The sequence below is a fragment of the Xanthobacter oligotrophicus genome (assembly GCF_008364685.1).
GTDB classification, from domain to species: Bacteria; Pseudomonadota; Alphaproteobacteria; order Rhizobiales; family Xanthobacteraceae; genus Xanthobacter; species Xanthobacter oligotrophicus.
The window spans coordinates 405154-431003 of record NZ_VTTL01000002.1 but is presented as its reverse complement, the minus strand read 5'-3'; the positions used below and the strand labels follow the sequence as shown (position 1 = coordinate 431003).

Below are 25850 nucleotides of genomic sequence, written 5' to 3'. Positions count from 1 at the left end.
AGCCGTCACGCCTGCGACAAGTAATCGGGGAAACTCCGCTCGAATTCCGGATAGTAATGCGGGATGACCGCCATATCGAAGCGTCCGAGGATCTGCTCCTTCGCCTCCCGGTCCAGCAGGAAACGGAATGCGGCCTCGATACATTTGGCCGGGCTATACGCGCCCGCCGTCAGCTCTTGATAGGTGGCCGGCGCCATGGTGACCACGTGGTGGGTCTCCCCCTTGTCGTCGCGCACCGCCACCGCGAATTTCAAGGGATCCCCGCCGGCGCTCTGCCGCACCTCGATCATTGCCATGCCTCCCTTTGCCCCATGAGGATATCCTGCGTTCCGTACTGCACTTTCTGACCTGATCGACGGGTTGCTACACGGTGGCATTGTTTTTGATTGCCGCGCCATTACGCGGCAGGGACACACGGATGGGCTCCATGCAGAGCAAGCCTGACAGTGGCGATTACCTCGCCCTTTTCAGCCGGTACAAGGAAGACTTCGGGGATGTCTACATGGACCCCGAGGACGAGCGGTTCCGGCTGCTGTTCGATCAGATCTGCCGCATGCTCACCCAGCCCTCTGCGTTCAATCTCAGCCTGCCCGAGCAGTTCCGCACCACCGCCTTCCGCTATCTCGAAGGGGACCCGCATACGGTCGCGCACATGACAACCGTCGAGAACCGCCACTTCATGCTGAGCGACGTGTTCGACTATATCCACCTCGTCCAGACCATGGGCGGCTCCTGGGACCAGCGCGGGCGGTAGGCGCCCTTCGGGCGACAGGCTCCCCCATGGCCTCCGCCGGGATCAGTGCAGCAGGGCGTCCAGGGTCTCGCACTCGGCGGGGCTCAGGCGAAACTCGAAGATGGCCAGGTCCTGGCTCATGTGGTCCTGTGACGTGGTGCCGGTCAGGCAGACCATGTCCATCTGGGTCAGATAGCGGAAAAACACCTGGGCCGGGGTGCGGCCATATTTGGCGGCCAGCGCGACGAGGCTTGGCTGGGCCAGGACCTCGGGATTGGCAGTCAAGGTCCAGAAGCTCTGGTAGAGAATGCCGTTGTTGCCGCAAAAGGCGCGAAGCCGCCGGTCGTATTTGGTCTTGGCATAGAAGCGGTTCTGGACCAGCGCCGGCTTGATCCGAGCCTGTCGGCAAAGGGTTTCGAGCCGGCGCAGGTCGTAGCAGTTGCTGATGCCCAGTTGACGGACGCGGTCTTGCTCGCAAAGGCCTTCCATGGCGCGCCACACCTCCAGCGTATCCGTGTCTTCGGGATAGGGGGAATGGAGGACCAGCCCATCGAGATAATCGGTGCGCAGGTTGGTGAGCGAGGCCTGGAAGGATTGCCGCACCTGCTCGCCCAGGCTGGCCTTGGGATCGTAGGGGATAGTGTCGGGGTCCTGCCCTGCGACGGCAGTGAACTTGGTTTGCAGATAGATGTCCGCGCGAGTGAGCCCGGATCCCAACACGGCCGCCAGTCCCTCGCCCACCCCCGGCTCGTGGTAGTGCTTGGGCTGGCAGGCGGTGTCGATGCCGCGAAAGCCCGAGCGCAGCGCCAGTTCCACCAGCGCGGCGGTGCGTTCCTTTTTCCAGGCCGTGCCGTAGAGGATCCGGGGCATGGCCACCCCGCGCGCGGAGACGATGCGGCCCGGGTCTTCGCCGCTGCCCGTCGAGGCTCGATCCGCAGCCGGCATGCTCAGGCCTCCACGGGCGTGCGAACCGGGGTCGGCCTGGCGGGAAAGCGCTGTGGTTTCATCATTTCCCTCCCCGTCCTCAGGCCGCCCCGGTAAAGACCGTCAGCACCCCGGTGTAGCCGTAGAGATGGTGGCGGGCGATCTCCCCGCCCGCGAAGAAGCCGATCAGGGGCACCGGGCCCAGGGCCTCGCTGACCATCTGGAATTCCGCGTTGCGGTGGCCGAAATGGGGGCCGCCCCGCCCGGAACAGCTGATGTACAGGGCGCCCCGGATGCCGCCGGCGGCCTCCGCCTGGGCCCGGACCTCCCCGACGATGCGCAGCAGGTCATGCTTGGCCGCCTCCGCGTTGCGCTTGCAGAAGGCGAGCTTCATGCCCGCCGCGATCTGCTCCGCCACCACCAGGACGCCGCTCTGGCGCCCGACACCCAGCAGATGGCGCACCTCGGTATTGGTGCCGAACTGGCCGGGCTTCGCGGACACGTCCTCGTCGGCGGCGATCAGCCCCGCGAGGGTCTGGGCCAGTTCATTGCGCAGCTCCGGGTCGGGGATGTCGAGGCTCAGGCCCAGGTCCTCCAGCACGCAGTCCAGCGCCCGGTCCTTGTCGAGGGTCACCAGATAATTGCCTTCGGCGCGGGTGATGGTGCGCTGGGGGCCGACGGGCTGGCAGCCCTGGGTGACCCGGGACAGCACCGGTACCTCTGGGCCGAAAGCCACCCCGGAAAGGCCGCCGAGGAACACCTCGTCGGCGAAGCACAGGGGCTGGTTCCGCGCCGAGGACAGGCCGCCGAACAGGTAGCCGGTGGTGGTCTTTCCGCTCAGGTCCTTCAGTTGGATCGGCAGGTCGGGGCTGCCACCGTCCGCATGGACCAGCGCGGTGAAGGCCTCGAAGCCGTTCGAGCCGCCTTCCGGGGGCGTTTGCAGCGGCTGAGGGCTGGAAAACAGCTTGAAGGAGTCCGGCGGCAGATCGGCCAGCATGAGCACCATGGCCGGCTCGTCGAAATATTCCACCCCTTCCGCCCCCACGCCGACGCCCACCGTGCCCACCCAATGGACCCCCGGCATGTGCTCGCGCAGCGCCTCCATGATGTTCCCCGCCGCCTGGGTGTAATGGTCGGTGAGGTAGCACCAGCCCAGATTGGGCCTGGGGGCATCCTGAAGCTGGTAGCGGACCTGGCCCCAGCAGGACCCCAGCGCGATTTCCCATTTGGCATCGCCGGCATGGGCACAGATGAACTTGCTCATATGAGGATATCTGCACGAAAGGTGTGGGGCCGAAAGGAAAGGCACACAATGCCCGCCGGAAGCCGAGGCGCCGTCATGGCATGTTGGCGATCGCCATGTGCGGCAAACCCGCTGTTCAGGCCATCCTGTGACGGGAAGCATGTGTCGGAGAATGACAGCGTCTGGTTCATCCTTCGAGACGATGCAATCAACATGCCGGCAATCGCCGTCACGCGCCTTTCCCGAGCCGCGCTCTTGTGTTCGACGCTCCATGTTCGAAAACAAGCCTGTGCTCCGTCTTGCCGGGCCGGCGGCGCGTTCGTCCGTGAAGGGGCGTGTCCCTCTGGCACGCCCGGTGCTTGGGCCTGCACTGAAGGCCTGATCACGGCACGGAGCACCCGGTCCATGGCGATTTCCAAACAATCGGGGGAGCATATCCCGCCACGCACGGCGCCGGCGGGGGCTCGTCCATGACCATAAGAGCCATCCTGACCGACATCGAGGGGGCCGCCGGTCCCCTGTCCTTTCTGAAGGAAACGTTGCTGCCCTATGCCCGGGAGCAGCTTGGCGCCTTCATCGCCACCCATGCCGAGGATGACGATATCGAGGAGGCGCTGGAGGAAGCCGGGCGCCTCATGGGCGGCTTTTCGCTGAAGCCCGTGGAGGCGGAGGCGCTGCTGCAGCGCTGGATGAAGCAGGGGCGCAATCCGACACCCCTCAAGATCATCCAGGGCCGGATCTGGCAGCAGGGCTATGAGGCGGGCGCCTTCACCGCCGAGATCTTCCCGGATGTGGCACCGAGCCTTGGCGCCTGGAAGGAGGCCGGGATCCGCCTGTTCACCTATTCGTCCAGCTCCGAGCTGGCGCAGAGGCTGTGGCTCGGGTCGGCGGGGGCGGAGCTGTTCGAGGGCTTCTTCGATACCCGCGTCGGCCAGAAGCTGGAGGAAGAATCCTACAAGGCCATCGCCGAGCAACTGGCCTTGCCGGCGGCGGAGATCCTGGTGCTGTCCGAGAATGAGGACGAGCTGGATGCCGCCAAGGCCGCCGGCCTCGCCACTACGCGGATCGCGCGGGAGGGCGGCGGGGGCGGCAACCATCCGGTGGCCGTAGATTACGCTGCGGTGACCATTGGGTAGGGCGGGCGCAGCGCATTTCACCGACTGAAAGCTGGGACAAAGCTGGGACATGGCACGCTTCACCGTACAGACGCGCAACGGCGACCAGATGGAGGTGACGGGCCGGGACGGCGCGACCTTGTTGAAGGCCATGCGCAAGGCGGGCGTGGAAGAGGTGGTCGCCCAGTGCGGCGGCGGCTGCGCCTGTGCCACCTGCCATGTCTATGTGACCCCACCCGAAGGGGTCGTGCTGCCGCAGGTCGGGCCGGGAGAAGCCCGGATGCTGGCGACGAGCCGCTACCGCACCCTGGCCTCCCGGCTGTCCTGCCAGCTCAAGCTGGAACCGGGTCTGGAGCGGATGCTCGTGGTGATCGCGCCCGACGATGGTGGCGATTTCTGAGCGCCGGGCGTCCGGCGCTCCGAGCCGGCGCGTTCGGCTCTGCGGCCACGTCAGGACAGGAAGTGGCCCATGGCGATGCCGGCCAAAGCGGCGGCGGCGGCGATCCCCAAAGTCTCCAGCGTGGCGCGCACCACAGAGCGTTTCGCCACCAGCCCGCGGCCGATGCCGAGCGCCACCAGCAGCACGGTGGTGAGCACGAGGGAGACGATGCGGGCGCTGTCCATGGGCAGGAAGGCGAACGGCAGCACCGGCGTGAACCCGGCGAAGAGGTCTGAAATGAACATCCAGAAGGCATGGGACGTGGGGCTCGCCCCGTCGTCCGCTTCGGCCAGTTCCGTGCGCAGGCCTGCCACGGCGCGCGGCGCGCGGGCGAAGGCGTCGGCCACCAGCGTCACATCCTGGGGCGCCATGCCGCTGCGGGCGAGCGCCGACGTGATGGCCTGCGCCTCGGTGTGCGCTATGAGCGGATCCACCGGTCCGTCGCGGCGGGCCCGGCGGGCATCCCGCACCGATTCGGCATCGAGATAGCTGCCCGCCATCATGGACACGGCCGCGGCCGCCGCCCCCGTGGCCCCGGCGATCAGCACCGTCTGCGGATCATCGGTGCTGATGGCGACACCGAAGACGAGGCCGAAGATGGAGACGGTGCCGTCCTCCATGCCGAACACCACGTCGCCAATGGAGGCCTTGAGCGAGGCGAGGATGCGCGCGGCTGCCGACATGCGTGTTTCCCTTCGGGCCGATCCTGACTGTTGCGCCCATGGTGCCCCTTTCCCCCCGCGGAGGTAAGAGGTGCGCCGGCGGGGCGTAAGGCCGCCCCACGCGGCAGGCATGGCGCGCCGTAGGCTGCCCGGAGTCGAAGTCCTGGTGAGGTGACGCCGCATGCTGAGGCGCGGCCGGTGGGCGAGATGCCCAAGCCGGCGTGCGTTCATGAGGAGGGCCGGGCTTTCAAAGTCCGGGAGCAGGCGGTCTTCAGGCTTGGTGGATGGGTAGTGGCGCGGGGGGAAGGGCAAGCCTGCCCCGCCACCATCTTATACCAAGGGCTCCGGTCTTTGACCGGCGCCGAGAGGGTCGCGCTCAGGCGCCGCGCGGGCTTGACCAAAGGCCCATGAGTCAAGCTCACGGGCCTTTGGTATTATGTCGGTTGGCCTGTGATCAGGCCGGCTTGAACGCCTGCCCGGCGAAGGGCAGGCGATGGACCGGCCGGCCGGTGGCGGCGAGCACCGCATTGGCCACGGCGGGCGCGAGGGGCGGCACGCCCGGCTCGCCCACGCCCGTAGGCGCCGCGGCCGACGCGACCATATGCACTTCCACCTTCGGCATCTGCGACATGCGCAGGGGCTCGTAGGTGTCGAAGTTGGCCTGCTCCACGGCGCCCTTGTCGAGGGTGATGGCATCATGAAGCGCGGCCCCGAGGCCGAAGCCGATGCCGCCCTCGATCTGGGCCCGCACCACGTCCGGATTGACCACCACGCCGCAATCCACCGCCGCCACCACGCGCTCCACCTTCACGCCGGAATCGGCGAGGGAAATCTCCACCACCTCCGCCACATAGGTGTTGAAGCTCTTGTGGGCGGCGATGCCGCGGGTGCGGCCCGCCGGCAGCGGCGTGCCCCAGCCCGCCTTGTCGGCGGCGAGGCGGATGACGGCTTTCAGCCGTTCGTCGGTGGCATGGGCGAGGCGGAAGGCCACCGGGTCCTGCCCCGCCGCGCGGGCGAGCTGGTCCATCACCACCTCCACCGCATAGGCGGTGTGGGTGTGGCCCACCGAGCGCCACCACAGCACCGGCACGCCGGCCTTCATGGTGGTGAGCTCCACCTTCACGTTGGGAATGTCGTAGGCGCCGTGGGTGCCCTCGATGGAGGTCTCATCGACGCCGTTCTTCACCATGACCTGCTCGAAGAAGGTCCCGGCGAGAATGGACTGGCCGACCACATGGTGATGCCACGCCACCGGCTTGCCCGAGGCATCCACCGCCGCGCGCACCTTGTGGACGTAGAACGGCCGATAATAGCCGGCCTTCATGTCGTCCTCGCGGGTCCACACCAGCTTCACCGGCACGCCCTTGCCGTGAGCCTTGGCGATGGCCACCGCCTCCACCACGAAGTCGGAGCTGGCGAGCGCGCGGCGGCCGAAGCTGCCACCGGCCCACTGGCTGACGATCTCCACCTTGTCCGGCGCCACGCCGGCGGTGCGGGCCGCGTTGGGCAGGTCGGCCGAGGGGAATTGCGAGCCGGTCCAGATGGTGACCGCCCCGTCCTTCACCTGCGCCGCCGCGTTCATGGGCTCCATGGCGGCGTGGGCGAGATAGGGGAACTCGAACTCGGCCTCCACCAGCTTCACGCCGGGGGCCTTGAGCGCTGCCTCCACGTCGCCGTGGGCCTCCACCGGCAGGCCGGGCTTGGTGAGCGCGCCGCGATAGTCGGCGAGGATGTCGGCGGTGCTGCGAGTCTCGGCGCCGCTTTCGTCCCACTCCACCTTCAGGGCGTCGCGGCCCTTGATGGCGGCGTGGGTGGTGGTGGCCAGCACGGCGACGCCCTGCGGCACCATCACCACGTCCTTCACGCCCTTCACCGCCTTCGCGGCGGTGGCGTCGAAGCTCTTCGGCGTGGAGCCGAAGCGCGGCGGATGGGCGACCACCGCCACCAGCATGTCCGGCAGCTTGAGGTCCTGGGTGTAGATGCGGGCGCCCGTGGTCTTGGCCACGTTGTCCACCCGGTGGACGCCTTCCTTGCCGATGAGGGTGAAGGCGGCGGCCTCTTTCAGCTTCGGCTCGGCAGGCACCTGCTCCTTGGCGGCGGCCTCGGCGAGGGCGCCGAAGCCGGCGCTGCGGCTGCCGGCGCTCACCACGCCGTTCGAGACCTTGACGGTGGAGGGATCGACGCCCCACTGCTTGGCTGCGGCGGCCACCAGCATGGCGCGGGCGGCGGCTCCCGCCGTGCGGTAGACGGTGTAGCTCGCGGCGATGGAGGTGGAGCCGCCGGTGCCCTGGGCGCCGCCGAACAAGGCGTTGCCGTAGGTCTTGGCGTCGGCGGGGGCGAACTGGGTGGTCACCTTGGACCAGTCTGCATCCATCTCGTCGGCGGCGAGGGTCGCAAGGCCGGTGGCGATGCCCTGGCCCTTGTCGAGATGCTTGACGATGACGGTGACCGTGCCGTCCGGCGCGATCTTGACGAAGGGGTTGAAGGCTTGCCCGGCTGCGTCCGCGCCGGCCGGAGCGGCGTGCGCCACCTCAGGTCTGAGCCCGAGCACGAGGCCGATGCCCGCCCCGCCCATGGCGGCGAGGACGAAGCGGCGGGAGAGCGGCGTCTGCGCGGCGCCGGAGAGCGCGGCGGCAAGGCCGGAAACGGCGCCCGGCTCCAGCTTCTGTAGCATGTGCATGTATCAGGCCTCCAGCCGGCGGGCCGCGTCATGGATCGCGGCCCGGATGCGGTGGTAGGTGGCGCAGCGGCAGACATTGCCGTCCATCGCCGCGTCGATGTCGGGATCGGTGGGCTTCTTGTTCTCGGCCAAAAGCGCCACGGCGGACATGATCTGCCCGGACTGGCAATAGCCGCACTGGACCACGTCGAGGCTGACCCAGGCAGCGCGGACCGCTTCGGCCTCGCGGCCCTGGATGCCTTCGATGGTGACGACCTTGCCGTCGCCGACATCGCCGAGCGCGGTCTGGCAGGACCGCACCGGGGTGCCGTCGAGATGCACGGTGCAGGCGCCACACAGGGCCTGGCCGCAGCCGAACTTGGTGCCGACGAGATCAAGTTCGTCGCGCAGGACCCAGAGCAGCGGGGTATCGGGATCGGCGTCGACGGTGCGCGCCTGTCCGTTCACGGTGAGTGTGACGGCCATGGGTACCTCGTTGTTGCGAGAGGCACAGCCGCATCTGTGCTCGATAGGGGAGGGGGACGCGTATTCCACACGCCCCAAGGAACCATGGCGTCGCCCCGACGCAGATGGTTCCAGACCGGTATGCTAGCCCGCTTTCTTGACGGATTCCAGACTGCGGCGGCTTCACGATCCGGGGAGCACGCGCGGAAGGGCTACTTGTCGTTTCCGGGATCCTGTGGAAGTTACGCGCGATAAATCGAGAAAATTGATCGCTCATTCGGAGATCGGCATGGTGGCCGCGCGGTGCAATCCTCCGGCAGACCCGTTTCGCGCCGTGGCCAAAGCCGGGCAAGATCGCGAGTCCGCCCGCTTCGCGCGGCGGGGCATGACGGGCATGGACACCGGCGGGGCCTCGCATGGAGGCGCATGAGGCGGCGCTCGCGGCGCTGGGCCGCCGGGGCCGGCTGCGCACGCTGGCACCCGCGCAGGGGGCCGATTTCGCCTCCAACGACTATCTCGGCCTCGCCCAGTCCGAGGAACTGCGGCAGGCGGCCGCCGCCGCGCTGGCCCGCGGCGTGCCGCTCGGGGCCGGCGGATCGCGCCTGCTGCGCGGCAACCACCCGGAGCACGAGGCACTTGAAGCCGAGGCAGCGGCCTTCTTCGGCGCCGAGGCGGCCCTGTTCTTCGCCGGCGGATTTGCCGCCAACGCCGCGCTGGTATCGACCCTGCCGCGCCGGGGCGATCTTGTGGTCTATGACGAACTGATCCACGCCAGCGTCCATGAGGGCCTCGCCGGGGCTTCGTCGGCCGAGCGCGTGGAGGCCGTGGCCACGCGGCATGCCGACGCGGGAGGCGTGGACGACGCCATCCGCACCTGGCGCGCCAAGGGCGGGCGGGGCCGGGCCTGGATCGCGGCGGAAACCCTCTACAGCATGGACGGCGATTTCGCCCCGCTGGACGATCTGTGCGCCGTGGCCGAGCGGCACGACGCCATGCTGCTGCTGGATGAGGCCCACGCCACCGGCGTCTATGGGCCGGCGGGGCGGGGCCTTGCCGCGCATCTGGAAGGGCGCGCCAACGTGGTGACGCTGCACACCTGCGGCAAGGCGCTGGGCGTCATGGGCGCGCTGGTGTGCCTGCCGCGCGGGCTGAAGGATTACATGGTCAACCGTTCGCGGCCTTTCATCTACGCTACGGCGCCGTCGCCGCTGCTGGCCGCCACCGTGCGGGCGGCGCTGACCCTCGTCGAGGCGGCGCAGGACCGGCGGGACCGCCTCATGGCGCGCATCGCCCATGCCCGGGGGGCGTTGGCGGGGATCGGCCTGCCGGCGACCTCTTCGCAGATCCAGAAGGTCATTCTCGGCTCGGACCGACGGGCGACCGCTATCGCCGCCGCCTTGCAGGCGCAGGGGTTCGACGTGCGCGCGATCCGCCCGCCCACTGTCCCGGAGGGCACCGCGCGCCTGCGCGTCGCGCTCACGCTCAACGTTCCTGAAACGGCTCTGGACGCGCTGGTGGATGCCCTCAGGCTGGCCCTCGCGGCGGAACCGGGAACGAAGGCGGAAAGGTCGGCCCCATGACCGGCTACATCGTCACCGGGACGGACACCGGTATCGGCAAGACCGTGTTCGCGGCTGCCCTCGCAGGCGCCCTGGATGCGGCCTACTGGAAGCCGGTGCAGGCTGGCCTGGACGAAGAGACGGATTCTCAGGTGGTGCAGCGGCTGTCGGGCCTCGCGCCCGATCGCATCCTGCCGGAAGCCTACCGACTCGCCCTGCCGGCCTCTCCCCACCGGGCGGCGGAGGCCGAGGGCATTGCCATAGACCCGGACGCGCTCGTGCTTCCGGTGACTACGCGACCACTGGTGGTGGAAGGGGCCGGCGGACCGCTGGTGCCGCTCACCCGCCGCCGGCTCTTCGCCGATGTGTTCGCGGCGTGGGGATTGCCGGTGATCCTGTGTGCGCGCACCAGCCTCGGCACCATCAACCACACGTTGCTCGCCATCGAGGCCCTGTCGCGGCGGGGCATCGCGATCCATGGCGTCGCCTTCATCGGCGACGCGAACGAGGACAGCGAGCAGATCATCGCTGACCTTGGCGGCACGCGCCGCCTCGGGCGCCTTCCGCACCTGTCCGCAGTGGCGCCCGACACGCTCAAGGCGGCCTTCGCGGACGCCTTCACGCTGGATGATTTCCGCCGAGAGGACCTCCGGCCATGACCGCAAGCCCTTCTCCCGTCTGGCATCCCTTCACCCAGCACGCGCTTGCGCCGGAGCCGCCGGTGGTGGTGCGCGGACAGGGCGCGTGGCTGGAGACCGCCGCCGGCGGGCGCATCCTCGATGCCATTTCCTCGTGGTGGGTCATCACCCACGGCCATTGCCATCCGCGCATCGTCGCCGCCATCGCGGAACAGGCCGCGCAACTCGACCAGGTGATCTTCGCCGGCCATACCCATCCGGCTGCCGAAGCGCTGGCGCGCGGCCTCGTGGCCATGACGCCGGAGGGGCTCGATCACGTCTTCTTCTCCGACAGCGGCTCTACCGCCGTGGAGGTGGCGCTGAAAATGGCTGCGGGCTACTGGCGCCACACCGGTGAGCAGCGCACCCGCATCCTCGCGCTGGAGCACGGCTATCACGGCGATACCATCGGCACCATGTCGGTGGGCGCGCGCGGCGTCTACAACGCGGCCTACGAGCCGTTCCTGTTCGAGGTGACGCGGCTGCCGTTTCCGCAGGCCGGCCGCGAGCAGGCGACCCTGGACGCGCTGGAAGCCGCCTGCCGGGAGGCGCCCGCCGCGCTGCTGGTGGAGCCGCTGATCCTCGGCGCCGGCGGCATGTACATTTATGGCCCGGCGGTGCTGGCCGAAATGGCGGCGATCTGTGCCCGCCACGGCGTGCTCTTCATCGCCGACGAGGTGATGACCGGCTTCGGCCGCACGGGCACCCTGTTTGCCTGCGAACAGGCGGGCGTGGTGCCGGACATCGCCTGCTACGCCAAGGGCCTCACCGGCGGCTCGCTGCCGCTGGCCGTCACCCTGTGCCGGAGCGCCATCTTCGATGCCCATTATTCCATCGACCGGGCGCGCACCTTCTTCCATTCCAGTTCGTTCACGGCCAATCCCATCGCCTGCGCGGCGGCCGTCGCCAACCTGAAGATCTGGGCGGAGGAGCCGGTCGGCAGGCGCCTCGCCGCCCTCGGGTCGGCGCAGGAAGATCGCCTCGCGCGCTTTCGCGACGACCGGCGCTTTGCCAACGTGCGCCGCCTCGGCACCATCACGGCGCTGGACCTTGCGGCGCCCGATCCCGGCTATCTGGCGGATGTGGGGCCGCGGCTTGCCGCCTTCTTCCGGGACGAGGGGCTGCTCATTCGACCCCTTGGCAACACGCTGTATGTGATGCCGCCCTATTGCACCACGGCTGAGGACCTCGACCTCGTCTATGGGGCCATCGCCACAGCGGCCGACCGCTTCGGGCGGGCTTGAGCATGGCAAAAGCACCCATCGTCGGAACCCGCATCGCCGGCTTCGGCCACTACGCGCCGGAACAGGTGGTGACGAGCGCGCAGATCGAGCGTGGGCTGGGCCTTGCGGAGGGGTGGATCTTCGGGCGCACCGGCATCCGCGCGCGGCGGGTGGCGGCGCCGCACGAGGCGGTGAGCGACCTTGCGTGCGCGGCCGCCGAAATGGCTCTGGCCGATGCGGGGCTCCCCAAGGCCGCCATCGGCCTCACCCTGCTGGCCACCAGCACCCCGGACCATCTGCTGCCGCCGACCGCGCCCCTGCTGGCCCACCGCCTCGGCCTGCCTGCGAGCGGCGCGGTGGACCTGACCGGGGCCTGCGCCGGCTTCCTCTATGCGCTGGTGCTGGCCGACGGCTTCGTGCGGACGACCGGTCGCGCGGTGCTGGTGGTAGCGGCCAACATCCTGTCGCGCCGCATCGATCCCGCCGATCCGTCGACGGCGGCGCTGTTTGCCGATGCGGCGGGGGCCGTGGTGCTGGCCCCCTCGCCACGGGACGGGGCCGGCGTGGTCGGGTCTTGCCTCGCCTCCGACGGGTCGGGCTACGATCTCATCCAGATCCCCGACAGCGGCAGCCGCTTGTCGGCGACGGGTCAAGCCGGGGCCGGGCGGATGGTGATGCGGGAGGGTCGCACGGTGTTTTCCCGGGCGGTGGTCATGATGGCCGCCTCTTGCCGCACGGCGCTGGAAGAGGCCGGGCTCACCCTGGATGACGTGACCCATTTCCTGCCGCACCAAGCCAATGCCCGCATCATCACGGCGGTTGCGGAGAAGCTCGCCATCGGGCCGGAACGGACCCTGTCGAGCGTTGCCGACTATGGCAATTCGTCCGCCGCCACCGTGCCCTTTACCCTGTCGGCGCTGCGCGCCACCCGGGCCTATGGGGAGGGCGACGTGCTGCTCATCGCCGCCGCCGGCGCCGGCCTCACCGGCGGCGCCGCCGTTTTCCGGTTCTAGAGCGCGTGCCGCTGTTCGGCCTCAGGGCTTGAATGCGGCGCAGGCGATGCGCGCGCCGGCGCCGCCGATGGGCTGGGTGGTGTGGTCGTCCGGCGCAGCATGAACCACGAGGGCAAAGCCCGTCGCAGAAAGCAGACCGTTGGCGCCGGTGAGGCCGACGGGGCTCGTCACCTCGGCGGACACCGAGCCGTCGGCGCCGGCGAAGATGTTGGGCAGGTCGCCCTCGTCGGGACCGTTGGGATTGAGCAGGCCGTGGGCCTTGCCGCCGTGGTTCACATGCGCCTTGGAGGCCAGGAACTTCTCGGTGTCCGAGCAGTCGGCCACCGCGTGGAAATGGATACCGTGCCAGCCGGGCGGGATGGCGCCGGGCTGAAGGGCGAGGCGTACGATGGTGACGCGGTCGGTCCCGGTGGCGGTGGCGGTGCCGATGGGCTTGCCGTTATTGCCGACCAGGTCCGCCTTGACCACGGTGGGCGCCGGTGCGGCGGGTGCTGCCGGTGCGGGGGTCTGGGCCAGTGCAGCCGGCGCGCCGGCGATCAGGATCGAAGCTGCGAGAAGCCATTGTTTCGAGCCCATGGGATGCCTTCCTTGTCCTGCGGCGCGCTTGGCGCGCGTTTCTCGAACTGCGGCGTGCTTATACCACTGGCTCGGGCCGCAGGTCTCGGAAATGGGGAGGGCAGGGACTTCCGCAAGCCGCAGGAGGCGCGGCGCCGGTATCCGGGGCGTGCCGGTGCGCGGGGCATGATCTGCGGTCTGCGAGAGCGTCTGGCCGTGCCCCCAAGCGGCAGAACGACTTCCCGCCTTCCGCAGCCATGGAACCGCGACGGCGAATGACGGGACCCGGTCGCCATCCGGCTACGCCACGGCGCTCTGGCCCGTGGCGAGGACCGGCGCCGCCGGCAGGCCGTCGCGGACGGTGGTGAAGAAGTCGGTGGGCCCCATCTGGCCGCCTTTCAGCACCACTTCCAGCCCGTCATAGAGGGGATCATCCGACCATGCCCGGCACAGGGGCGCGCCGGGGGCGAGGCCGGCGGCGATGTCGAGGGCGAAGGCGTTGAGCGCCTCCATCACCTCACCGGAACTGTCGCCCCCCGCCACCATGATGCGGCGGACAAGCCGGGCTTCCACCATGCGCCGCATGATCTCCGCCAGCACGGTGCCGACCGTCCGCGCCGCATCCGCGCGGGTGAGGCCGAGGGCGGCCGCCGTCTGGTCGAAGGCGAGGACGTGGGGATCGTCCGGCCCCTCGGCGCTGTAGATCACCGGGCTTTCGCCGCGCCCGAGCGCCGCGCGGGCGACCTCCAGCGTGCGGGCAATCTCCGCCTCGCGGGCGGCCGGATCGAGGGCGCGGGATAGGCCCAGCCGCTCGGTGTGGAAGCCGTGGGTTCGCGCCCAGCCGATCTGGGCGGCGGTGACCGGGGAGCAACTGCCGCTCACCACCGCGATCTGCGGCACGCCCGCCGCCGCCGGCAGGCCGGGCTGCGTGGGCAGAACGTCGAGCCGGCGCCAGTGGGCGGCCAGCGCATATTGCAGGCCGGAAGAGGAGGCGGAGAACAGGCCCTCGCCCCGGTTCTCCCAGATGAGGCGGCCGGCTTCGGCCAGCGTGTCCTCGTCCATCACGTCGATCAGCACCACGGGGGTGTCGTCGTCCTCCAGCGTGGCGCGGCGGGTGTCGGCGTTGCCGGCACGGATCTGGGCCATGTCGATGAGGTCGATGCGCCGTGCCGTCTGGCGGGCGAGATGGCGGCCAAGGTCCGCCTCGTCCATGGGCGTCACCGGATGGCGCGACATGGTGGGGTGGCGGTCGAGGCGATAGGTGGTGCCGTTCACGGTGACGAACAGGTTGCCGAACATCTGGAACCGGCCGAGGCGCGGCACGCCCACCACCATGGGGCTCCAGCGCCCGCCCATCGCCCCAACGCCCAGATCCACGGCACGGCCGATGGAGCCCACGTACGGGGCGGAATCGAAGGTGGAGCAGACCTTGTAGTGCAGGATCGGCGCGCCCAAGGCCTTGAGCCGGGTGAACACGGCCGGCAGCTCGGCGTCCATCCACTCAGGTGAGCGCCCGCGCGAGGAGCCGGCAAGGCCGATGCAGCGCACGCCGGGAAACCGGGCCAGCATCTCGTCCGTGGGCAGGCGCAGGAACAGGACAGAGGGCACGCCCGCCGCCGTGATGGCTTCCAGCGCATCGGTGGAGCCGGTGAAGTCGTCGCCGTAATAGGCCAGCAGCAGGCCGGCGGGCCATGAGGCGGCGGAAGAGGCGCCCGCCGTCATCGCCAGAACCCGAGGGCGCTGCGCAAAGCGGGGCTGCGCGTCGCCTCGTCCTCCAGGCTGGCGCCGGCCATGGCGGCGCGCCAGGCCGCACGCAGCGCCTCCACCCCCGCCGGCACCCCTGCCGGATGGCCGAAGATGCCGCCCCCTGCCGTGTGGATGAGATCGGCGCAGCCGATGGCCGCATAGGTCTCCGCTGCCTGCCGCCCGGTCTGGCCGGAGGAGAACACCGGCATGGCCTCCATGGGCGCCTTATCGTTGAGGGGCGAGAGCACCGCCCGCGCGGCGGCGATGACGCTGTCGTTGGGTTCCGAGAATTTGTTGTCGAGCCCGTTCACGTGCAGATGGTCCACGCCCGCCAGCCGCCACAGCTGCTGCCAGGGGGCATAATCCCACCCCAGCGACGGGCAGCGGTAGAGAGTGCCCCAGCCGGCGCGATGGCCGTGGATGGGCAGCTGGGTGTGTCGGCGGATCTCGCGCACCCCCACGAGGCCGGTGGAATTCAGGCACACCATGACGCAGGTGCCGCCCTCGGCAAGCACCAGGTCGTGGCGGCGGCGCATCTCATCGAGGTCGCCGGTGATGTTGAAGGCCACCATCACCTTGCGTCCGCGCCGGTCGGCGGCGTCGTTCACCACGCGCATCACCGCTTTCACCCGCGCCTCGAACGGGCAGCGGCCGCCGTCGGCCTGCAGTTCGTCGTCCTTGATGAAGTCGATGTCGCCGGCGATCAGCTCGCGCACCTGCTGGGCGGTCTCTTCCGGCGTGAGGCCGATGGACGGCTTGATGATGGTGCCGATGATCGGCCCCTGCGCCACCCCGGCCAGCTTGCGGGTGCCGGCGATGCCGAACGCCGGACCGGCGAAGGCGCCGGTGAAGGAGGCCGGCAGCTTCAGGTCCAGCAGGCGCAGGCCGGAGACTTGGTGCAGCTCGAACAAATTGCCGGCGATGGTGGACATGAGGTTCGGCAGGGACGGGCCGAAATTCTCCACCGGCCAGGACAGTTCGAGAATGGCGCGGGTGTATCGGTCTGAGACCATGCCCCCGGGCAGGCTGGGCGTGTCCGCCGTATCGAGGATGTCGAGCCGTTCCACCCGCGCGCCGGAGCGCTCCTTCAGCTCCGCGGTCTCGGTGGCGAGCGCCACGAAGGTGCCGCTGGACTGCTCGCCGGCGATGACTTCGGCGGTGCGGGCCGGGTCGCCGCCGGTCTCCATCCAGTAGGTGGCATAGACGCGTTCGCTCATGGCACAGGTTCCTGCAGCCGTCTGTGTGTAGCGCGGCCCGGCCCCCTCTGCGATGCAGGAGAGGAGCCGGGCCGTGAAGCGGGGCGGGGGATGGTCCCTTTGGGGATGCCCCCGTCCGCGCGATCAGGTGATGCGGCGGATGCTCTCGGCGATTTCCGGCTTGTCGAGGCACTTGATCCAGTCGTCGCGCATGAGGCGCGGCTTGCCGAACTGGATGGCCTTGTTGCAGGCGTCGGAGAACACGCCGGGGATCTCCTTGAAGATCACCGCGGCGAGAATGTTCATGTGGCCCAGCAGGAAGTCGCGGGCGCATTCCTCCGGCACGCCGCGGCGCACGGTCTCGTCCATGGCCTCGCGCATCACGTCGAGCAGGGTGGCGCAGATGGTCTCCGACAGGCCGGGCTCCAGGATCGCCATCTGGTCCACCGTGAGGCGGTATGAGCGCAGGATGGGGGCGTATATGGCCTTCGCCACCGCCTCGCCCAGGGCGAACGCCTCGTCCGGCCCCTGCATGAGGGCGGAGGTGATGGACTGCTTGGCTCCCGCTCCGCCGAAGAAGTCGCGCCGCGCCACCGGGTCGGTCTCGTCGTTGAAGATGAGCGGGTGGCAGGGGTGGGAGACGAAATAGATGAGGTCCGGGCGGTCCGGCAGGTGGCCGGCGAAGGGGGCAGCCGCGTCGAGCAGCATCACCATGGTGCCCGCCTTCAGTTTCGGCGAGATGCTGTGCGCGACCTTGCCGATGAGGGTGTCGGGCACGGCCAGGATGACCACGTCGGCACCGTCGAGGGCGGCGTCGATCTCGGTGCAGTCCACGCCCACCTCATCCTTGAGGCGCTTGCGGCCGATGTCGCTGACCTCCACGTGGGCAACCTGGAAGTCCGACTTGGCGAGGTTCTTGGACAGGCGCACGCCCATCTTCCCGCCGGCGCCGAACAGGGCGATCTTCGCGTTCATTCCGGTATCTCCAACACTCCGGGACAAGGTCCCTGATGAATGGGGCCGGTTCGCCCGGCCCCCTGTTTATCAGGCCGAGCGGGCGGCCATGGCCGCTGCGTCCGGCACGCTGTCGCGCTGCCGCGCCACCACCAGGGTGAGGACGGCGGAGAGCATCATGAAGCCGCCCACCACCAGCATGGCGACCTGGAACGAGCCTGTCGCGTCCTTCACTGCTCCGGTGATGAAGGGGGCGGCAAATCCGGCCACGTTGCCCACCGTGTTGATGAGGGCGATGCCCGCCGCCGCGCCGGCCCCCGACAGGAACCGCGCCGGGATGGCCCAGAAGTTGGGCAGCGCGGAGAAGATGGAGCAGGCAGTGATGGTGATCACCGCCACCGTGGCGGCGGGCGAGTTCATGAACAGCGCCACCGGGATGGAGACGGCGCCGATGAGCGCCGGCAGGCCCACATGCCAGGGCTTCACCCCGGTCTTCGCCGCATGCCGGCTCCACAGCAGCAGCGCCGCCGCCGCAGGCAGGTAGGGAATGGCGGTGATGAGGCCTTTCTGCATCACGTCGAACTTGGTGCCGAACTGGGCCTCGAAGCCGCCGATGATGGTGGGCAGGAAGAAGGCCAGCGCATAAAGGCCGTAGATCAGCCCGAAGTAGACGAAGGACAGCAGCCACACCCGCCCGTTCAGCAACGCGCCGGAAGCGAGGATGTTGTGCTTGCCCGCCTTGGTCTTCTCTTCCTTGGCAAGCTCGCCGGTGAGCCAGTCGCGCTCGGCGTTGGTGAGCCATTTGGCGTCGGCAGGCCGGTCCACCAGGTAGAACCAGGCGACGATGCCGACGAGGATCGCCGGAATGGCGACGCCGAAGAACATGATGCGCCAGCCGGCGAGGCCCATCAGGCCGTCCGCGCCCAGCAGCAGCGAGGCGAAGGGCGCGCCGATGACGATGGTGAGCGGCTGTGCCACATAGAACAGGGCCAGCACCTTGTTGCGGTGGCGCGCCGGCACCCACAGGCTGAGATAGAGGATGGCGCCGGGGAAGAAGCCCGCCTCGGCGACGCCGAGCAGGAAGCGCAGCACATAGAGGCCTTCCACGCTGCTCACCCACGTGAACAGCAGGGCGACGATGCCCCAGGTCACCATGATGCGGGCGAGCCAGCGGCGGGCGCCAAACTTGTGCAGGGCCAGGTTGCTCGGCACTTCCAGCAGGATGTAGCCGAGGAAGAAAATGCCCGCCGCGAACCCGAACTGGGAGGCGGTGAGGCCGAGATCGCGCGACATGCCGTTGGGTCCTGCGAAGGACACGGCGGTGCGATCCAGGAAGTTGATGAAGAACATCAGGCCAATGAACGGCACAAGCCGCCACGAGACCTTGGAAATGGCCGACCGCTCGACGGCGGACGCCTCGGGCTCCGTCATGGGATTTCCTCCAGGAAATGGTGCAGATCTTTCGGCGACTGCGCTTCTTGTTCTTGTTGCCCCGGCAGGGGGCGGCACGCGGGCCGCCGAGCCGGGGTATTGACGCTCGCCATTAGGCGCCCGACAGCGGCCGGAACAATCGATTTGTTGTCCTTGGATTGTGAGCTAAACTCACATCATGGATGCTGCGATGCAGCAATAAGAGATGCAAAAGCAGGATCTTGGCCTCATGTCGCAACTCGGCAACCAGCCCTTGCCCTCACTGGTGGCGCTGCGGGCGTTCGAGGCCACGGCGCGCCATCGCAGCATGACCCGCGCCGCCGAGGAATTGTGCGTCACCCACGGCGCGGTGAGCCGCCACATCAAGGCGCTGGAGGCGACGCTGGGGGTGCCTTTGGTCGCGCGCGGCGGCGGCGCCAGCGAGCCGACGCCCGAGGGACAACGGCTCGCCGAGGGCCTGTCCACCGCCTTCGGCCTCATCCACGCCACCCTCGACCGGCTGCGGCCCGGCCCGCTCACGCTCTCCTGCTCCGCCTCCATCATGCTGTGCTGGCTGATCCCGCGCATGGCGGGCTTCCACCGCCGCAATCCGGATGTGCAGGTGGAGCTGAACATGAATTACGACAAGGTGGATTTCAGCCGCGACAATATTTCGGTCGCCATCCGCTCCAGCACCATCGTGCCGCCACGGGACGCCATCATCCGCGAGCTGGGAACCGAATGGATCGGGCCGGTGTGCTCGCCCGATTATCTTGCCGGCCGGGACCTCACCGCGCCGGAGGATCTCGGGAGCGCGCATCTTCTGTCCACGAATACACGCCCCGAGGCCTGGCGCGACTGGGCGCAGGCCACCGGCAACGGTGACCTCGGCCTGAAGGCACAGCGCAGCTTCGAGCACTTCTACCTGTTGATCCAGGCCGCCGCCTGCGGCCTCGGCGTGGCGGTGGTGCCGCACATGCTGGCCCTGAGCGAGCTTCAGTCCGGCCGCCTCATCGCGCCCTTCGGCTTCGTGCCCGGCGGGCGGCATCTCAAGATGTGGATCGCACCGCAGGTCGCATTTCGCTCCGACCTCAGGGCACTGGAATCCTGGCTTCTGGGCGAGATGCGCAGCTTCGGCCAGCCGCCGGATCCGGCGCTCGCGGCGGTCCGTCGGTGATGTCGGGTCGCCGCATCATACCATCGGCCTCGGTCTTCGACCGATGCCAGGTGGGTACGCTCAAGCGTCGCGCGGGCTTGACCAATGGCCCATGAGTCAAGCTCACGGGCCATTGGTATCAGTCGCCGGTCCTGTCCTTGCGCAGGCGGGTGGGCGGCGCCGAGGTCCAGCGGCGCACGGCGCGGGTGAAGCTGGCGCCGGAGCCATAGCCCATCTCCGCCGCGACCTCCTGCACCCGCGTGGTGCTGGCTGTCAGCAGCGCGACGGCGCGGGCGGAGCGCTCCTGCTCGATCAGCCGCGACAGGCTGGAGCCTTCGGCGGTGAGCCGGCGCTGCAGGGTGCGCGTGCTCATGAAGGCGAAGCGGGCCATTTCGGCCAGCGTCGGCTCGCCGCCGCGGGCCAGCAGCAGCGGCAGGATGGTGCGGATGGAGCCGGCGAGGGTGCCGTCGCCACGGATCGCCCCGCTCCCCTCCGTCACCTGCTGGTCGAGGGGGACGCGGCGCTGGGAAAAGGGTCGATCGAGCACCTGATCGCTGAAGGTCACGGCCACCGCGCCGGTGAGGGTGGGGCAGACCGGGCAGCCGAAATGGGGTTCGAGCAGCGTCAGCCCCAGGACCGGATGGGGCGTGAGCTCCACGCGCTCGGGGGCGGACCCATCCTGGCCTTCGCGGGTGACCACGCTGACGATCAGGGCGGTTATGAACTGCTGCGCGACGAACAGAGCTTCGGCATCGAGCGGCACCCGGAACACGTGACGGACCGTGGCTCCGCCGGCATGGGGCGTGAAGGTGAGCATCCCGTGGGAGCCGTGGTGGAAGAAGGCGCGGGTCACCAGCTGGAACGCTTCGCGCGGGGTCTGCGACGCCCTCACCAGCACTCCGATGAAGCCGAGCTGGTCGATGCCGTCAGGGGTGACCACCCGGCAGCCAATGTCGAGCCCTTCGGCGCGTGCCACGGAATGCAGGAATTCGATGGCCGTCCGCAGGGGAATCGGCTGGTCGGGATCGGCGACGAAGGCGGGCGGCAGACCGGCATCCTGGAGCACGCGGTCCAGCGGGTGGCCGTTGTCCCTGAGCCAGATCATGAGTGGAAAGGCGGCGGATGCCCGCACGAGAGGAAGAGTTGTCGTCGCCATGTTGCTGTTGGTGTCGCTGTCCCTGTCTGGTTCGCGCCATCGTGTGCATGGTGACGCGATGGCGCGCAAGATCAAGGATTCTGCCGCGCCGATGGCGATGGGCGGCAACGCTCCGGAAACGCAGTGCTCGCTTTCATGCGATCTCGGCAGGGGACGGGTCGGTATCAGGCCGCCTCGCCGCCCGGCTCGGGCGGTCCCGAGCTGGGCGGGTGCCACCTCAGGCTGCTGTCGGGTCAGTTTGGAGGTGGTGCAACCGGTTGCAACGATCAGACTGGTGATGGTGCCTGAGAGCCCGTTTGGAAATTCGCCCATTTTGGCACTTGCAGCCCTCGCAAGAGCTTTATCACCGTCATGCCCGGGCTTGTCCCGGCCATCCACGCAGGGAGGCTGGGAGCAATTTTCGCACGCTGCCTCAAGCGGTTCGGCGTGGATACCCGGGACAAGCCCGGGCATGACGGTCGGGATTGCGGTTATACCCTTTTGAATTCCCAAACAGGCTCTGATGTCAGGCGAGGGCTTTTCCCTGCGGCGGCTGGACCTGGATGACCTTAAGCTCGTGGCGGCGACCGTCACGGGCCGTCCAGCAGATCGACTGGCCTTCGGAGAGGCCGATGAGAGCGGCCCCGATGGGCGTCATCACCGATACCCTGGCGGCGGCGATGTCCGCGTCTTCCGGGTAGACCAGCGTCACGGTGCGTGCGTTGCCGCCCGCTTCGTAGGTCACTTTGGAGCCCATCTGCACGGCGGTGGCGGGGACGCGGCTGGGGGCCACGAGGCGCGCCCTGTCCAACTCGGCGAGCAGTTCTTCCGCCACGTCGGGGATGCGGTCGAGCGCGGCTGTGGCGAGGCCGGCGAGGCGTTCGTGGTCCGGATGGCTCAGAACGAGCGCGGGCAGGCGAGGGGACCTTGATGGGGACTTGGATTGCTTCTTCATCATGAGTGTCGTCGTCATAGGAATGCCGGCATCGCACAGCCACGATCGAGCGGCAGCACGGGCAAGGCTTGGGGAATGGGGAGAGCGTTGGAGCGCCGTCATCGTGTGCCGTGCAGGCGCACGGCGAGACACATCATCACCCCGGCGCTCGGGGCGCGGAGGCCGAGCGCGGGGCTACTGTCCTGCGATGGGGCAGGGGCGGCGGAGGGTGTGGGTCGTCGCGCTCATGGGCGGATCACAGCCTGTCTGCTTACGTTATGTCAAGTGCTGTGGGCGGCGGCCGCTCGGCGCCGGTGCAACTGGTTGCACTGAAATGGACTCGGAAGCGCCGATCCAGGCGCTCCGTCGAGCGGCGGGATCACCCCGGGGCAAACGGGCGACTTTGCGGGGGCCACGTTGTATGCTCTCCGGTCTTGGCCAACATGGACCCCGTTCAGCATGTCCGTCGCCTTCACGCGCGAAAATGACCTCGAAGCGACCGCAGCCGACCTGCCAGACCGGCCGATCTCGCCGCATCCAAATCTGGTGACGCCCGCCGGGATGGCGGCGCTGGATGCGGCCCTGGGCGAGGCACGGGCCGCCTATGCGCAGGCGCAGACCGGCGATGTGCAGGCCGACCGGATGGCCATGGCGCGGGCGACCCGCGACCTGCGCTACTACAGCGCCCGGCGGGCCAGTGCCCAACTGGTCGAGGCTGTTGCGCATCCCCGGTCGGTCCAGTTCGGGACCACCGTCACCATCGACCGCGAGGATGGCCGCCGCCAGGTCTTTCGCATCGTCGGCGAGGATGAGGCCGACCCGGCCAAAGGCTCGGTGTCCTATGTCTCGCCGCTGGCAAAAGCCCTGATGAGCAAGGTCGTGGGTGATGTGGCTCTGGTGGCCGGCCGCGAGGTGGAGGTGCTGGAGATCGCTTGATGGAGCACTTTCAGCAGTGCATCGTGAATTCCCGTGCGTCCCGCTCCATCGGCCAGTGTCCTCGCGTCCCGACGAGCCCGTAAAGGTCGGCGATCACGGAGCCTTGGGCGACGAGCCATCTCGACGTCAGTGACGTGCTCTGCGTCGTTGAAATAGGGGATGACGGCTTCCGCGCCGACGCCCTCGGGCAGGACGAACTTCACCTGGGCCGGGCCTCCCGTCCAGCGCCGGCAGACTGCCTCGTCCTTCTCGTAGAGGTTGGCCAGGGCCGGCGTGATGACGCCCTCCACGACAGCCAGGCACCCCACCATGGTGGTGAGCGGGTCGCCGAGCGACCGCGGCGGCGTGTCAGGTGCGTGCGGCGGGGCGTCGGGCTAGGCTGGCGCGTCGTTGCACAACCCAGAAGCATCTGCCTTGAAGAAGATCGGCTTTCTCTCGTTCGGACACTGGACGCCCTCGCCCCAGTCGCAGACGCGTTCGGCTGCCGATGCGCTCCTCCAATCCATCGAGCTTGCGGTGGCGGCGGAGGAGTTGGGCGCCGACGGCGCCTATTTCCGCGTCCATCACTTTGCTCGCCAGCTTGCCGCGCCCTTCCCGCTGCTCGCTGCGGTGGGCGCGCGCACGCGGCGGATCGAGATCGGCACCGCCGTCATCGACATGCGCTACGAGAACCCGCTCTACATGGCGGAGGATGCCGGCGCGGCCGACCTCATCGCCGGCGGACGACTGCAGCTCGGCATCAGCCGGGGCTCGCCGGAACAGGTCATCGAGGGGTGGCGGCACTTCGGCTATGCCCCGCCGGAGGGCGAGACCGACGCCGACATGGCCCGCCGCCACGCCGAGGTCTTCCTTCAGGTGCTGCAGGGCGAGGGCTTCGCGAAGCCCAACCCGCGGCCCATGTTCCCCAACCCGCCGGGCCTGCTGCGGCTGGAGCCGCATTCCGAGGGACTGCGCGAGCGCATCTGGTGGGGCGCCAGCTCCAACGCCACCGCGGTGTGGGCGGCAAGGCTTGGCCTGAACCTCCAGAGCTCCACCCTGAAGAACGACGAGACCGGCGAACCCTTCCACGTCCAGCAGGCGGCGCAGATCCGCGCCTACCGCGCCGCGTGGGCGGAGGCGGGCCACGCCCGCGCCCCCCGCATCTCGGTCAGCCGCTCCATCTTCGCTTTGGTGGACGACCGCGATCGCGCCTATTTCGGCCGGGGCGGAAAGGACGAGGACTCCATCGGCTTCATCGACGAGAAGACCCGCGCCATCTTCGGCCGCAGCTACGCCGACGAGCCGGACGCGCTCATCCGGCAGCTCGCCGCGGACGAGGCCATCGCCGAAGCGGACACGCTGCTGCTCACCGTGCCGAACCAGCTGGGCGTCGACTACAACGCGCACGTCATCGAGGCCATCCTCACCCATGTGGCGCCCGCGCTGGGCTGGCGCTGAGGCGGTGTTCACAGCGGGCGTGGGGGCGCAACGGGCTTGCCAGGGCGCGCGTCATCTCCCCGCCGTCCTGCGCCCATGCGAAAAGGCCAAGCGCCCCGGCCGCGCGTTGCAACCGGTTGCAAAACGGCGTTCCAAGGGGGGCATGTGAGGGCCTCTCCGACCGCACCCAGCAGCTCATATACGAACGGCGGAGCTGCCGAACAGCTGCACAGCTGCCCGTCGGGCGTCGCCCTGAGCCAGTCCATGAAGCCTTCGTCGACGATGGCGGGGTGGACTGGAATGACCCGTTCGCTGGACCTCGTCTTGAGAGAGCGGCGCCCAGTGGTGGTGATCCTGAAGAACCAGGCGCCGTCCACCTCGAAGAAATCGTCTTTGCGCAGGTGCTCGGCCTCACTGATCCGCAGGCCTCCATAGACACAAATCCACGGGAGCCACCTCTTGCTGTCGCGGTTGCGGACCTTGTCCGTGCCCGCGGCGAGGCGCCTGAACGGATTTTGCACACATGAACAGTTCATGTTCCGCGTCTGTTCCGTTAAGTGCCCGCAGAACGGGTCGAGCCTGACGCTTGGCCATTCAACTCAAGGTATTGATTGCTAACGACCGGAATGGTGCTGCGAGAGAGGATTGAAAACCAACTGGCTGGGCTGTAGTCGCTGAGAATAAAAGAGAAATTTCGGATCTCTGAAGAAGCTTGTGTACCAGTCCTGGGGCGGGTGGGCAACGGGACAGAGACGGACGCGGGACAATCACTCCTCGTCGGCGAAGAAGTCCTCGTCCAGGCGCTTGAACTCGACGGCGCGGGTGAGGCGGACGCCGACATTATGCTCGATCATCAGGTCGGCGAGCTGCTGGCCGTCGATGAGGATGACGCGTTGAGTGAGGTGGCGCACGAAATCCCGCGCCTGAGTGCTGAAGGCGGACGTGGTGACGAACACGCCCTTGGTGGCGCCGAGGCCCACGAGGCTGCCAACGAAGCCCTGCACCTCCGGGCGCCCCACCGCATTCCCGGGGGCATAGCGCTTGGCCTGGACATAGACACGGTCAAGGCCGAGGCGGTCCTCATTGATGACGCCATCGACCCCGCCGTCGCCGCTGCGGCCGAGCTGCTGGGCGGCGTCGCGGTGGGAGCCACCATAGCCCATCGCGACCAGCAGGGTGACGATGACGCGCTCGAAAAAGGCGGGCGGGTTCTGGAGGATGCGGGCGAGGAGGTCCTGCCGCAGAGCGGCTTGCAAGGCGGCATAGGCGGCTTCCACCTGCTCTTCCGGCGTCACGGTGGCGGGGACGGGCGGCGGCGCCACCTCGGCACCGGCCCCGTTCTCCCCCGCGCCTTCCCGGGCGTTGCGATAGAACTCGCGGAAGGCCGGATAGGTCTCCAGCAAAGGGATGTCGATGCGGGGCGGGTTACGGGCGAGCAGCTCACGCCCGGCGGGGCTGGCCACGAAGCGGCCGCGGCTCGGCACGTCCATGAGGCCGGCGCGGGTGAGGTAGAATTTCGACCAGTGCAGGCGGTTGTGGATCACCTTCTGCCGGCCGGAGGGGAGCAGGGCCTCCCGCTCCGCCTCGCTCAGGCCGAAGTCGTTGCAGATGCGCTCTTCCAGATCGGGAATGCGTGTCTCACCCTCGGCGGCAATCTTCAGCAGGGGCAGCAGGAGGGTCTGATAGTCGGGAATGGCCAT

At 68.9% G+C, this 25850-nt stretch carries 24 protein-coding genes; 10 read left to right on the top strand and 14 right to left on the bottom strand.

Going from position 1 to position 25850, the window contains the following annotated elements:
* Positions 1–5: 5 nt before the first annotated feature.
* Entirely contained in the window at positions 6–296 is a 291-nt protein-coding gene (locus FZ033_RS04850) for a hypothetical protein (protein ID WP_210247858.1), read from the bottom strand.
* Positions 297–427: 131 nt separating this feature from the next.
* Here FZ033_RS04850 and FZ033_RS04845 point away from each other — a divergent pair, with 131 nt between their 5' ends.
* Entirely contained in the window at positions 428–754 is a 327-nt protein-coding gene (locus FZ033_RS04845; RefSeq protein WP_149575005.1) for a hypothetical protein, read from the top strand.
* Between the two features lie 42 nt (positions 755–796).
* Here the strand turns inward: FZ033_RS04845 and FZ033_RS04840 are convergent, their stop codons facing one another.
* Positions 797–1678 (bottom strand): aldo/keto reductase family protein, encoded by an 882-nt coding sequence (locus tag FZ033_RS04840; protein ID WP_149575004.1) that lies wholly within the window; start codon positions 1676–1678, stop codon positions 797–799.
* A 79-nt stretch (positions 1679–1757) separates the two neighbouring features.
* Positions 1758–2921 carry an FIST signal transduction protein gene (locus tag FZ033_RS04835; protein WP_149575003.1) on the bottom strand — a complete coding sequence of 388 codons (1164 nt, stop codon included), beginning with the start codon at positions 2919–2921 and terminating at the stop codon, positions 1758–1760.
* A gap of 449 nt (positions 2922–3370) precedes the next feature.
* Between FZ033_RS04835 and mtnC the strand changes: the two genes are divergently transcribed.
* Entirely contained in the window at positions 3371–4036 is a 666-nt protein-coding gene (gene mtnC, locus FZ033_RS04830; RefSeq protein WP_149575002.1) for an acireductone synthase, read from the top strand.
* A gap of 49 nt (positions 4037–4085) precedes the next feature.
* Positions 4086–4415, top strand: a complete 330-nt coding sequence (locus FZ033_RS04825) for a 2Fe-2S iron-sulfur cluster-binding protein (protein WP_149575001.1) — start codon at positions 4086–4088, stop codon at positions 4413–4415.
* 50 nt (positions 4416–4465) lie between these two features.
* On the opposite strand, the gene FZ033_RS04820 is transcribed toward FZ033_RS04825, so the two are convergent.
* The 3 genes from FZ033_RS04820 to FZ033_RS04810 form a co-directional block, all read right to left on the bottom strand.
* Positions 4466–5137, bottom strand: a complete 672-nt coding sequence (locus FZ033_RS04820; RefSeq protein WP_188079305.1) for a VIT1/CCC1 transporter family protein — start codon at positions 5135–5137, stop codon at positions 4466–4468.
* Between the two features lie 433 nt (positions 5138–5570).
* On the bottom strand, positions 5571–7796 hold the full coding sequence (locus FZ033_RS04815) for a xanthine dehydrogenase family protein molybdopterin-binding subunit (RefSeq protein WP_188079304.1): 2226 nt from the start codon (positions 7794–7796) through the stop codon (positions 5571–5573).
* Positions 7797–7799: 3 nt separating this feature from the next.
* The gene (locus FZ033_RS04810) at positions 7800–8261 is read right to left on the bottom strand and encodes a (2Fe-2S)-binding protein (RefSeq protein WP_012114903.1); all 462 of its coding nucleotides are present in this window, start codon (positions 8259–8261) and stop codon (positions 7800–7802) included.
* A 395-nt stretch (positions 8262–8656) separates the two neighbouring features.
* Between FZ033_RS04810 and FZ033_RS04805 the strand changes: the two genes are divergently transcribed.
* Genes FZ033_RS04805 through FZ033_RS04790 form a run of 4 tightly spaced genes read left to right on the top strand, consistent with a single transcriptional unit; the run spans position 8657 to position 12712 of the window.
* The gene (locus tag FZ033_RS04805; RefSeq protein ID WP_149574999.1) at positions 8657–9820 is read left to right on the top strand and encodes an aminotransferase class I/II-fold pyridoxal phosphate-dependent enzyme; all 1164 of its coding nucleotides are present in this window, start codon (positions 8657–8659) and stop codon (positions 9818–9820) included.
* Positions 9817–10458 carry a dethiobiotin synthase gene (gene bioD / locus FZ033_RS04800; RefSeq protein ID WP_149574998.1) on the top strand — a complete coding sequence of 214 codons (642 nt, stop codon included), beginning with the start codon at positions 9817–9819 and terminating at the stop codon, positions 10456–10458. The genes FZ033_RS04805 and bioD overlap by 4 nt, the downstream gene beginning before the upstream one ends.
* Positions 10455–11720 carry an adenosylmethionine--8-amino-7-oxononanoate transaminase gene (locus FZ033_RS04795; RefSeq protein WP_149574997.1) on the top strand — a complete coding sequence of 422 codons (1266 nt, stop codon included), beginning with the start codon at positions 10455–10457 and terminating at the stop codon, positions 11718–11720. The genes bioD and FZ033_RS04795 overlap by 4 nt, the downstream gene beginning before the upstream one ends.
* A gap of 2 nt (positions 11721–11722) precedes the next feature.
* A complete protein-coding gene (locus FZ033_RS04790; protein ID WP_149574996.1) occupies positions 11723–12712 on the top strand; it encodes a beta-ketoacyl-ACP synthase III in 990 nt (329 codons plus the stop codon).
* A gap of 21 nt (positions 12713–12733) precedes the next feature.
* Here the strand turns inward: FZ033_RS04790 and FZ033_RS04785 are convergent, their stop codons facing one another.
* The 5 genes from FZ033_RS04785 to FZ033_RS04765 form a co-directional block, all read right to left on the bottom strand.
* On the bottom strand, positions 12734–13288 hold the full coding sequence (locus FZ033_RS04785; protein ID WP_149574995.1) for a superoxide dismutase family protein: 555 nt from the start codon (positions 13286–13288) through the stop codon (positions 12734–12736).
* Positions 13289–13567: 279 nt separating this feature from the next.
* The gene (gene oiaK, locus FZ033_RS04780) at positions 13568–14989 is read right to left on the bottom strand and encodes a 3-oxo-isoapionate kinase OiaK (protein ID WP_149574994.1); all 1422 of its coding nucleotides are present in this window, start codon (positions 14987–14989) and stop codon (positions 13568–13570) included.
* Positions 14986–16230 (bottom strand): ribulose-bisphosphate carboxylase large subunit family protein, encoded by a 1245-nt coding sequence (locus tag FZ033_RS04775; protein WP_149574993.1) that lies wholly within the window; start codon positions 16228–16230, stop codon positions 14986–14988. Before FZ033_RS04775 ends, oiaK begins: the two co-directional genes overlap by 4 nt.
* Positions 16231–16353: 123 nt before the next feature.
* Positions 16354–17184, bottom strand: coding sequence for a phosphogluconate dehydrogenase C-terminal domain-containing protein (locus tag FZ033_RS04770; RefSeq protein WP_149574992.1), 831 nt, complete (start codon positions 17182–17184; stop codon positions 16354–16356).
* Between the two features lie 69 nt (positions 17185–17253).
* The gene (locus FZ033_RS04765) at positions 17254–18594 is read right to left on the bottom strand and encodes an MFS transporter (protein WP_149574991.1); all 1341 of its coding nucleotides are present in this window, start codon (positions 18592–18594) and stop codon (positions 17254–17256) included.
* Positions 18595–18823: 229 nt separating this feature from the next.
* On the opposite strand from FZ033_RS04765, the gene FZ033_RS04760 reads away from it, so the two are divergent.
* Entirely contained in the window at positions 18824–19750 is a 927-nt protein-coding gene (locus FZ033_RS04760; protein ID WP_149574990.1) for a LysR substrate-binding domain-containing protein, read from the top strand.
* Positions 19751–19868: 118 nt separating this feature from the next.
* On the opposite strand, the gene FZ033_RS04755 is transcribed toward FZ033_RS04760, so the two are convergent.
* Together FZ033_RS04755 and rnk are read right to left on the bottom strand one after the other, a co-directional pair.
* Entirely contained in the window at positions 19869–20885 is a 1017-nt protein-coding gene (locus tag FZ033_RS04755; RefSeq protein WP_188079303.1) for a helix-turn-helix domain-containing protein, read from the bottom strand.
* 505 nt (positions 20886–21390) lie between these two features.
* Entirely contained in the window at positions 21391–21822 is a 432-nt protein-coding gene (gene rnk, locus FZ033_RS04750) for a nucleoside diphosphate kinase regulator (protein WP_149574988.1), read from the bottom strand.
* A gap of 435 nt (positions 21823–22257) precedes the next feature.
* Here rnk and greA point away from each other — a divergent pair, with 435 nt between their 5' ends.
* Both greA and FZ033_RS04740 read left to right on the top strand, forming a co-directional pair.
* Entirely contained in the window at positions 22258–22734 is a 477-nt protein-coding gene (greA, locus tag FZ033_RS04745) for a transcription elongation factor GreA (RefSeq protein ID WP_149574987.1), read from the top strand.
* 414 nt (positions 22735–23148) lie between these two features.
* A complete protein-coding gene (locus FZ033_RS04740) occupies positions 23149–24171 on the top strand; it encodes an LLM class flavin-dependent oxidoreductase (protein ID WP_149574986.1) in 1023 nt (340 codons plus the stop codon).
* A 746-nt stretch (positions 24172–24917) separates the two neighbouring features.
* On the opposite strand, the gene FZ033_RS04735 is transcribed toward FZ033_RS04740, so the two are convergent.
* Positions 24918–25850 carry a restriction endonuclease gene (locus FZ033_RS04735; protein ID WP_149574985.1) on the bottom strand — a complete coding sequence of 311 codons (933 nt, stop codon included), beginning with the start codon at positions 25848–25850 and terminating at the stop codon, positions 24918–24920.

What these genes read in the sequence shown, in the direction of transcription:
- FZ033_RS04850 (WP_210247858.1), bottom strand. Translation starts at nt 296, where the DNA reads ATGGCAATGATCGAGGTGCGGCAGAGCGCCGGCGGGGATCCCTTGAAA.
- FZ033_RS04845 (WP_149575005.1), top strand. Translation starts at nt 428, where the DNA reads ATGCAGAGCAAGCCTGACAGTGGCGATTACCTCGCCCTTTTCAGCCGG.
- FZ033_RS04840 (WP_149575004.1), bottom strand. Translation starts at nt 1,678, where the DNA reads ATGCCGGCTGCGGATCGAGCCTCGACGGGCAGCGGCGAAGACCCGGGC.
- FZ033_RS04835 (WP_149575003.1), bottom strand. Translation starts at nt 2,921, where the DNA reads ATGAGCAAGTTCATCTGTGCCCATGCCGGCGATGCCAAATGGGAAATC.
- mtnC (WP_149575002.1), top strand. Translation starts at nt 3,371, where the DNA reads ATGACCATAAGAGCCATCCTGACCGACATCGAGGGGGCCGCCGGTCCC.
- FZ033_RS04825 (WP_149575001.1), top strand. Translation starts at nt 4,086, where the DNA reads ATGGCACGCTTCACCGTACAGACGCGCAACGGCGACCAGATGGAGGTG.
- FZ033_RS04820 (WP_188079305.1), bottom strand. Translation starts at nt 5,137, where the DNA reads ATGTCGGCAGCCGCGCGCATCCTCGCCTCGCTCAAGGCCTCCATTGGC.
- FZ033_RS04815 (WP_188079304.1), bottom strand. Translation starts at nt 7,796, where the DNA reads ATGCACATGCTACAGAAGCTGGAGCCGGGCGCCGTTTCCGGCCTTGCC.
- FZ033_RS04810 (WP_012114903.1), bottom strand. Translation starts at nt 8,261, where the DNA reads ATGGCCGTCACACTCACCGTGAACGGACAGGCGCGCACCGTCGACGCC.
- FZ033_RS04805 (WP_149574999.1), top strand. Translation starts at nt 8,657, where the DNA reads ATGGAGGCGCATGAGGCGGCGCTCGCGGCGCTGGGCCGCCGGGGCCGG.
- bioD (WP_149574998.1), top strand. Translation starts at nt 9,817, where the DNA reads ATGACCGGCTACATCGTCACCGGGACGGACACCGGTATCGGCAAGACC.
- FZ033_RS04795 (WP_149574997.1), top strand. Translation starts at nt 10,455, where the DNA reads ATGACCGCAAGCCCTTCTCCCGTCTGGCATCCCTTCACCCAGCACGCG.
- FZ033_RS04790 (WP_149574996.1), top strand. Translation starts at nt 11,723, where the DNA reads ATGGCAAAAGCACCCATCGTCGGAACCCGCATCGCCGGCTTCGGCCAC.
- FZ033_RS04785 (WP_149574995.1), bottom strand. Translation starts at nt 13,288, where the DNA reads ATGGGCTCGAAACAATGGCTTCTCGCAGCTTCGATCCTGATCGCCGGC.
- oiaK (WP_149574994.1), bottom strand. Translation starts at nt 14,989, where the DNA reads ATGACGGCGGGCGCCTCTTCCGCCGCCTCATGGCCCGCCGGCCTGCTG.
- FZ033_RS04775 (WP_149574993.1), bottom strand. Translation starts at nt 16,230, where the DNA reads ATGAGCGAACGCGTCTATGCCACCTACTGGATGGAGACCGGCGGCGAC.
- FZ033_RS04770 (WP_149574992.1), bottom strand. Translation starts at nt 17,184, where the DNA reads ATGAACGCGAAGATCGCCCTGTTCGGCGCCGGCGGGAAGATGGGCGTG.
- FZ033_RS04765 (WP_149574991.1), bottom strand. Translation starts at nt 18,594, where the DNA reads ATGACGGAGCCCGAGGCGTCCGCCGTCGAGCGGTCGGCCATTTCCAAG.
- FZ033_RS04760 (WP_149574990.1), top strand. Translation starts at nt 18,824, where the DNA reads ATGTCGCAACTCGGCAACCAGCCCTTGCCCTCACTGGTGGCGCTGCGG.
- FZ033_RS04755 (WP_188079303.1), bottom strand. Translation starts at nt 20,885, where the DNA reads ATGGCGACGACAACTCTTCCTCTCGTGCGGGCATCCGCCGCCTTTCCA.
- rnk (WP_149574988.1), bottom strand. Translation starts at nt 21,822, where the DNA reads ATGATGAAGAAGCAATCCAAGTCCCCATCAAGGTCCCCTCGCCTGCCC.
- greA (WP_149574987.1), top strand. Translation starts at nt 22,258, where the DNA reads ATGTCCGTCGCCTTCACGCGCGAAAATGACCTCGAAGCGACCGCAGCC.
- FZ033_RS04735 (WP_149574985.1), bottom strand. Translation starts at nt 25,850, where the DNA reads ATGGCCATTCCCGACTATCAGACCCTCCTGCTGCCCCTGCTGAAGATT.